General features: G+C 70.0%; 4 protein-coding genes. 1 reads left to right on the forward strand and 3 read right to left on the reverse strand.

From position 1 onward, the window contains the following. Window positions 1–224 precede the first annotated feature (224 nt). The 3 genes from GTW43_RS19695 to GTW43_RS19705 all read right to left on the reverse strand — a co-directional run bounded on the left by GTW43_RS19695 (window position 225) and on the right by GTW43_RS19705 (window position 3,726). Window positions 225–1,751, reverse strand: a complete 1,527-nt coding sequence (locus GTW43_RS19695; RefSeq protein ID WP_161303335.1) for an ABC transporter substrate-binding protein — start codon at window positions 1,749–1,751, stop codon at window positions 225–227. Between the two features lie 385 nt (window positions 1,752–2,136). Further along, a complete protein-coding gene (locus GTW43_RS19700; RefSeq protein ID WP_161303336.1) occupies window positions 2,137–3,471 on the reverse strand; it encodes a metallophosphoesterase in 1,335 nt (444 codons plus the stop codon). A 12-nt stretch (window positions 3,472–3,483) separates the two neighbouring features. Next, on the reverse strand, window positions 3,484–3,726 hold the full coding sequence (locus GTW43_RS19705) for a hypothetical protein (RefSeq protein WP_161303337.1): 243 nt from the start codon (window positions 3,724–3,726) through the stop codon (window positions 3,484–3,486). Here GTW43_RS19705 and GTW43_RS19710 point away from each other — a divergent pair. Continuing rightward, window positions 3,665–5,188: a DUF5136 domain-containing protein gene (locus GTW43_RS19710; protein ID WP_161303338.1), complete on the forward strand. Its 1,524-nt coding sequence runs from the start codon at window positions 3,665–3,667 to the stop codon at window positions 5,186–5,188. The two genes, GTW43_RS19705 and GTW43_RS19710, sit on opposite strands and share 62 nt — an antisense overlap. Window positions 5,189–5,285: the final 97 nt, after the last annotated feature.

A 5,285-nucleotide genomic window follows, 5' to 3' on the forward strand; every position in this document is an offset into this window, starting at 1 on the left:
GATCGGGGGGCGGCACCCAGGCGCTCGCCCTCGGCGGCTCGGCGGCCGTCGCGGCGCTGGCCGGCGGCGCCCTCCTGAAGCTCCGCCGCGGGGCCCGCCCGAAGGGCCGCCGCCGGAAGGCCTGACGGACAGATGGCCTGACGGACGGAAGGCCTGACGGACGGAAGCGGGCGGGCTCCCCTGTTCGGGGGCCCGCCCGTCGTGCGCCGGATGACCGGATCCGGTCAGATCCAGTCCAGCTCCCAGAGCCGGAAGACACCTGTGGCGTCGGACAGGTACTGCCCGCCCGTGACGTCGTCGGTGCTCAGCACGTACTCCTTGCGCTGCCACAGCGGGATCAGCGGCACGTCCACCGCGACCGCCTCCTGCAGCTTGCGGAAGTCCCGGAGCGTGCGCTCGCGGTCCTCGTACTGCTGGCTCGCGACGATGAGGTCGTCGATCCGCTTGCTGCTGAACCCGTTGTGCATGCTGGACCCGGTACGCACCAGCTGCGCCGTGAACGTGTCCGGGTCCGGGAAGTCCGGCAGCCAGCCGACCGCGTAGGCGTCCAGCTTGCCCGCCGAGTACTTCTTCTGGAACGTCTCCCAGTCGTAGTACTTGGTCTTCACCTCGAACAGCTTCGTCGCCTCCAGCTGCCGGGCGATCTCCTCGGCCTCCGGCTTCGACGCGGCACCGCGCGAGTACGCGAACTCGAACTTCACCGGCGTGCTCACCCCGGCCTCCGACAGCAGCTTCCGCGCCCGGTCGACATCACGCTTCGGGTACTCGTCGAAGTACGCCGTCGTGTGCCCGGCGATCCCGCGCGGCACGACGGAGAACAGCGAGTCGACCGTCCCCTTGTACGTGGACTCGACCAGCTTGTCGCGGTCGATGACCGTGGCGATCGCCTGCCGCACGCGCTCGTCGTGCAGCGGTTTGCCCTCCCGCACGTTCAGCACGAGATTGCGGGTCTCCGCGCCGTCGACCACCGTCAGCCGCTCGTTCGGATCCGTGGTCGACAGGCCGGACAGCATGTCGGGCGACAGCGACCGGGCGGCCACGTCGACACCGTGGTTCTTCCACGCCGCCTCGAGCCCCTCGGAGTCCTTGAAGTAGCGCAGCTCCGTCGCATGCTGCGGCACCTTGACCGGGCCGTCGTACTTCTCGTTGGGCACGAGCGTGGCCTTGCTGCCGGACTTGTACGCCTTGAGGCTGTACGGGCCCGTGCCGTCGATCCGGTCCCCCGTGCGCAGCGCGTCCGCCGGGTAGCTGTCCCGGTCGACGATCGAGCCCGCCCCGGTCGCGACCTTGAACGGGAACGTGGCGTCCGGCGACTTGAGCTTGAACGTGACCGTCAGCCCACTCGCCTGCACCTCGCCCAGCGTGTCGAACAGCGAGGCCGGACCGACCGGATCGTTGATCTTCCGCAGCCGGTCGAACGAGTACTTCACGTCCTGCGCCGCCATCGCCCGACCGCTCGGGAACGTCAGATCCGGCTTGAGCTTGCACTGGTACGTCTTGATACCCGTACCGATGAACCGGCAGCTCTGCGCCGCGTCCGGAACCGGAGTGGTGCCACCCGGATCGAACGTCAGCAGCGACTGGAACACATTGCTGTACAGCGCCCAGGATCCCGCGTCGTACGCGCCCGCAGGATCGAGTGAGGTGACGGCGTCCGTCGTCCCCACCGTGAGCGTCTTTCCCCCGTCACTCTTCTTCGGCAGAAGCTGCCAGCCGCCGAGTCCCGCCGCGACGAGTACCACGATCGTCACGATGACCCGGAGCCGAACCGTGCGTTTCAAAACGTCCCTCCCCAGTGACGGTTATCACCCAACCACAGTGTTTGACCTGGGGGAAGAGAGATTCGTGAGGTATTCGGAGCGTGGGGTGTTCGGGCCCGTTTCGATGCGCTCCGAGTAGTCCTGCCCCGCTCGGATGTGAAGCTCACGTGGGGGTTCGAGGAGAGTACCGCGCCCCTCCGTGCGGAACTCGGGCGGGTGGAACGGACGGAGCGGGATTTTGGCGAGCTTGGTGGTAGGGCGACCGGTAGTGCCGGAGCCCCGGCCCGGCGGTGAGGGAAACCCTGGTGGCGCGAGAGCCCTGGCGTGAGGGAAACCCCGGCGGTGAGAGCCCAGGCGTGCGTGAAACGCTCGTGATTCAGGTCTGCTTCGACGCCAGTTCGACCACGGTGATGTCGGACGGCGCGCCGACCCGCACCGGCGGCCCCCACGCCCCGGCACCCCGACTGACGTACAACTGCGTGTCGCCGTACCGCTCCAGCCCCGCCAGCGTCGGATTGGCCGCGTCGGCGATGAAGTTCCCCGGCCAGAGCTGCCCGCCGTGCGTGTGCCCGGACAACTGCAGGTCGACCCCGTGCTTCACCGCCTCATGGATCATCACGGGCTGGTGCGCGAGCAGCACCGCGGCCCGCGAACGGTCCCGGTCACCGAGCGCCCTCCCGTAGTCCGGGCCGTCGCCGTGGTTCTCCCCCGCGATGTCGTTCACGCCCGCGAGGTCGAACGCGCCGAGCTCCACCCGCGCATTGGCCAGCGGCCGCAGCCCGATCTCCCGGACGTGCTCCACCCACGGTTCCGCCCCGGAGAAGTACTCGTGGTTGCCGGTCACGAAGTACGTGCCGTGCCGCGCCCGGAGCCGGGCCAGCGGCGCGACCGCCGGCGCCAGGTCCTCGACGCTCCCGTCCACCAGATCACCGACCACCGCGATCAGATCCGGCTGCGTCCCGTTCACGATGTCGACGACGCGCTCCGCGAAGCCCCGCCCCAGCACCGGGCCCAGGTGCACATCGCTGACCACCGCGATCCTGAACCCGTGCGCCGCGCGGGGCAGTCGGGCCAGCGGCACGGTGACCCGCTTGACCCCGGGCCCGCGCAGCACGCCGTAGGCTCCCGCGCCCACGACACCTGCCGCAGCCACGGCGGCGGCCCCACCGACGGCCCGGGCCAGGACGAGACGCCGGGTGGGCGCGGGGTTGCGCTCGGGGTTGCTGGTGGGGCCGGGGGCGGACCCGGGCGCCGGGTCCGCCTTGAGGCCGGGATCAGGGACGGGCCCGCCCTCGATATCGGTATCGGCGCCTGCACCTGCGTCGGCATCGGTGCGGGTGTCGGTATCGGTGTCGGTGTCGAGGGGCGCGCCGGCCGTGGAGGCGGGCGTCCGGTGCTCGAGCAGACGCCGGGCCAGCGGCCGCACGACCTCCCCCACCAGCAACGCCAACACCAGATACAGCGCGAACGCCATCCACAGGAACCCCGGCCACGCCAGCACCTGCTGCACCAGGAACGGTGCCCCCGCCCGCTCCGCAATCAGCGCCGCGAACATCAGCACCGGCCCGACGGCGAACACCACCGCTCCGGCGCGGCGCACCCACCCGGGCCCCGCGGTCGTGTCCCGCACGAGGCGCCGCCAGGCGTAGTAGTGCAGCCCGGCCAGCGCCCCCAGCACGACAAGGGCGATCACCACGAAGACGACGACCATGGCCCCGGACGCCTATGCGTTCCGGCGCAGTGCCCGCACGCCACGGAACCCGATGGCTCCCACCACCGTCCCCAAGACAAAGGAGACGACGGCCAGCGTCAAGTGCACCCAGAAGTAGGCGGTCGGATCCCCGGCGTCGTCGAACGCGAGGCCGCTGCCGTCCTTCCAGAGGTTCTTGACGAAAGTGATCCAGATGAACCAGCTCCACACCCCGAAGGCGAGCAGGAACCAGGAGACGGGGCGGCTGAGCTTCATACCCTCAGTATCACCAGCCTCTCTCCCGCGCCCACGCCGGGGTGGGGACGCGACGGCAGTCAGGGCACCGCACCCGCTCCCACATCCCCGCACCCACCCAACACAGAACGACTCGACGGAGACTTACCGGCCAGGTACATGTACGTTTCCGACCGTGCCTGCCTCCAATACGTCGCATTCGAAGAAGTCCGCACACCCGAACGGTCGTTTCCGCTCGGCTCTGCTCACGACTTCCGCGGTCCTGCTCACCGCCTCCGCGCTGTCCCTGACCACCGCGCTGCCCGCGTCGGCCGCCGTGGACAAGCCGGGCGACAGGGCCGACAAGACCTCCTCCGGCCAGGCCAAGCCCCCGGCCGACATGTCGAAGATCGGCGGCAGTCGCCTGGGCCTCGCAGGCACCCAGGTCGATCTGAAGGGCGGCGCCCCCGTCCTGCCCAAGAAACTCTCAGGCAAGTCCTGGATCGTCGCGGACGCCGAGTCGGGTGACGTCCTCGCCTCGCACAACGCCCACTGGCGTCTTCCTCCCGCGAGCACCATGAAGATGCTCTTCGCGGACACGGTCCTGCCCAAGTTCCCGAAGACCACGACCCACAAGGTCATCCCCTCCGACCTGGCCGGCATGGGCGCCGGCTCCAGCACCGTGGGCATCAAGGAGGACTACACCTACACCGTCCACGACCTGTGGCTCGGCGTCTTCCTCAGGTCCGGCAACGACGCGGTCCACGTCCTGTCCGCCATGAACCAGGGCGTCCCCCAGACCGTCAAGGACATGCAGGCCCACGCAGACGAACTCCAGGCCCGCGACACCCACGTCGTGAGCCCCGACGGCTACGACGCCCCCAAACAGACCTCCTCCGCGTACGACCTCACCCTCATCGCCCGCTCCGGCCTCCAGAAGAAGGACTTCCGCGAGTACGCCGCCACGGCCACCGCCAAGTTCCCCAAGAAGCAGAAGAAGGGCAAGACCACCGAGACCTTCCAGATCCAGAACACCAACCGTCTCCTCACCGGCGACCTGGGCATCTCCCCCTACAAGGGCATCGCCGGCGTCAAGAACGGCAACACCACCAACGCGGGCGCCACCTTCACCGGCGTCGCCGAGCGCGACAACCGCGTCCTCCTCGTCACCGTCATGACCCCCGACTCCGGCGAAAGCTTCGCCGTCTACAAGGAAGCCGCCCGCCTCCTCGACTGGGGCTTCGCCGCCGACGGCAAGGTCTCCCCGGTCGGCCGGCTCGTCCCGCCGCAGAGCTCGGACACCGCCACCTCCTCCCCGGGCACGACCGACGGCAAGAAGGGCAAGGCAGGCCCCGCCAAGCCCCAGGCCCACGCCTCGGTGAGCGACACGGACAGCTCCAGCGGCATCGGCATCGCCCTCGCCATCACCGGCGGCGTCCTCATCGTCCTGGCCGGCGCCGTCTTCGCCGTCCGCAAGAAGTGGCCCCTGACCCCGAAGAACTAGCCCCCTTCCCTCACCCTCCCGGTCGCCGCCTGGCATCAGGCGGCGGCCTCAGCCGGTCGCCGGTCGCCGGTCGCCGGTCGCCGGTCGCCGGTCGCCG

It is taken from the genome of Streptomyces sp. SID5785 (assembly GCF_009870065.1).
Classification (GTDB): Bacteria; Actinomycetota; Actinomycetes; order Streptomycetales; family Streptomycetaceae; genus Streptomyces.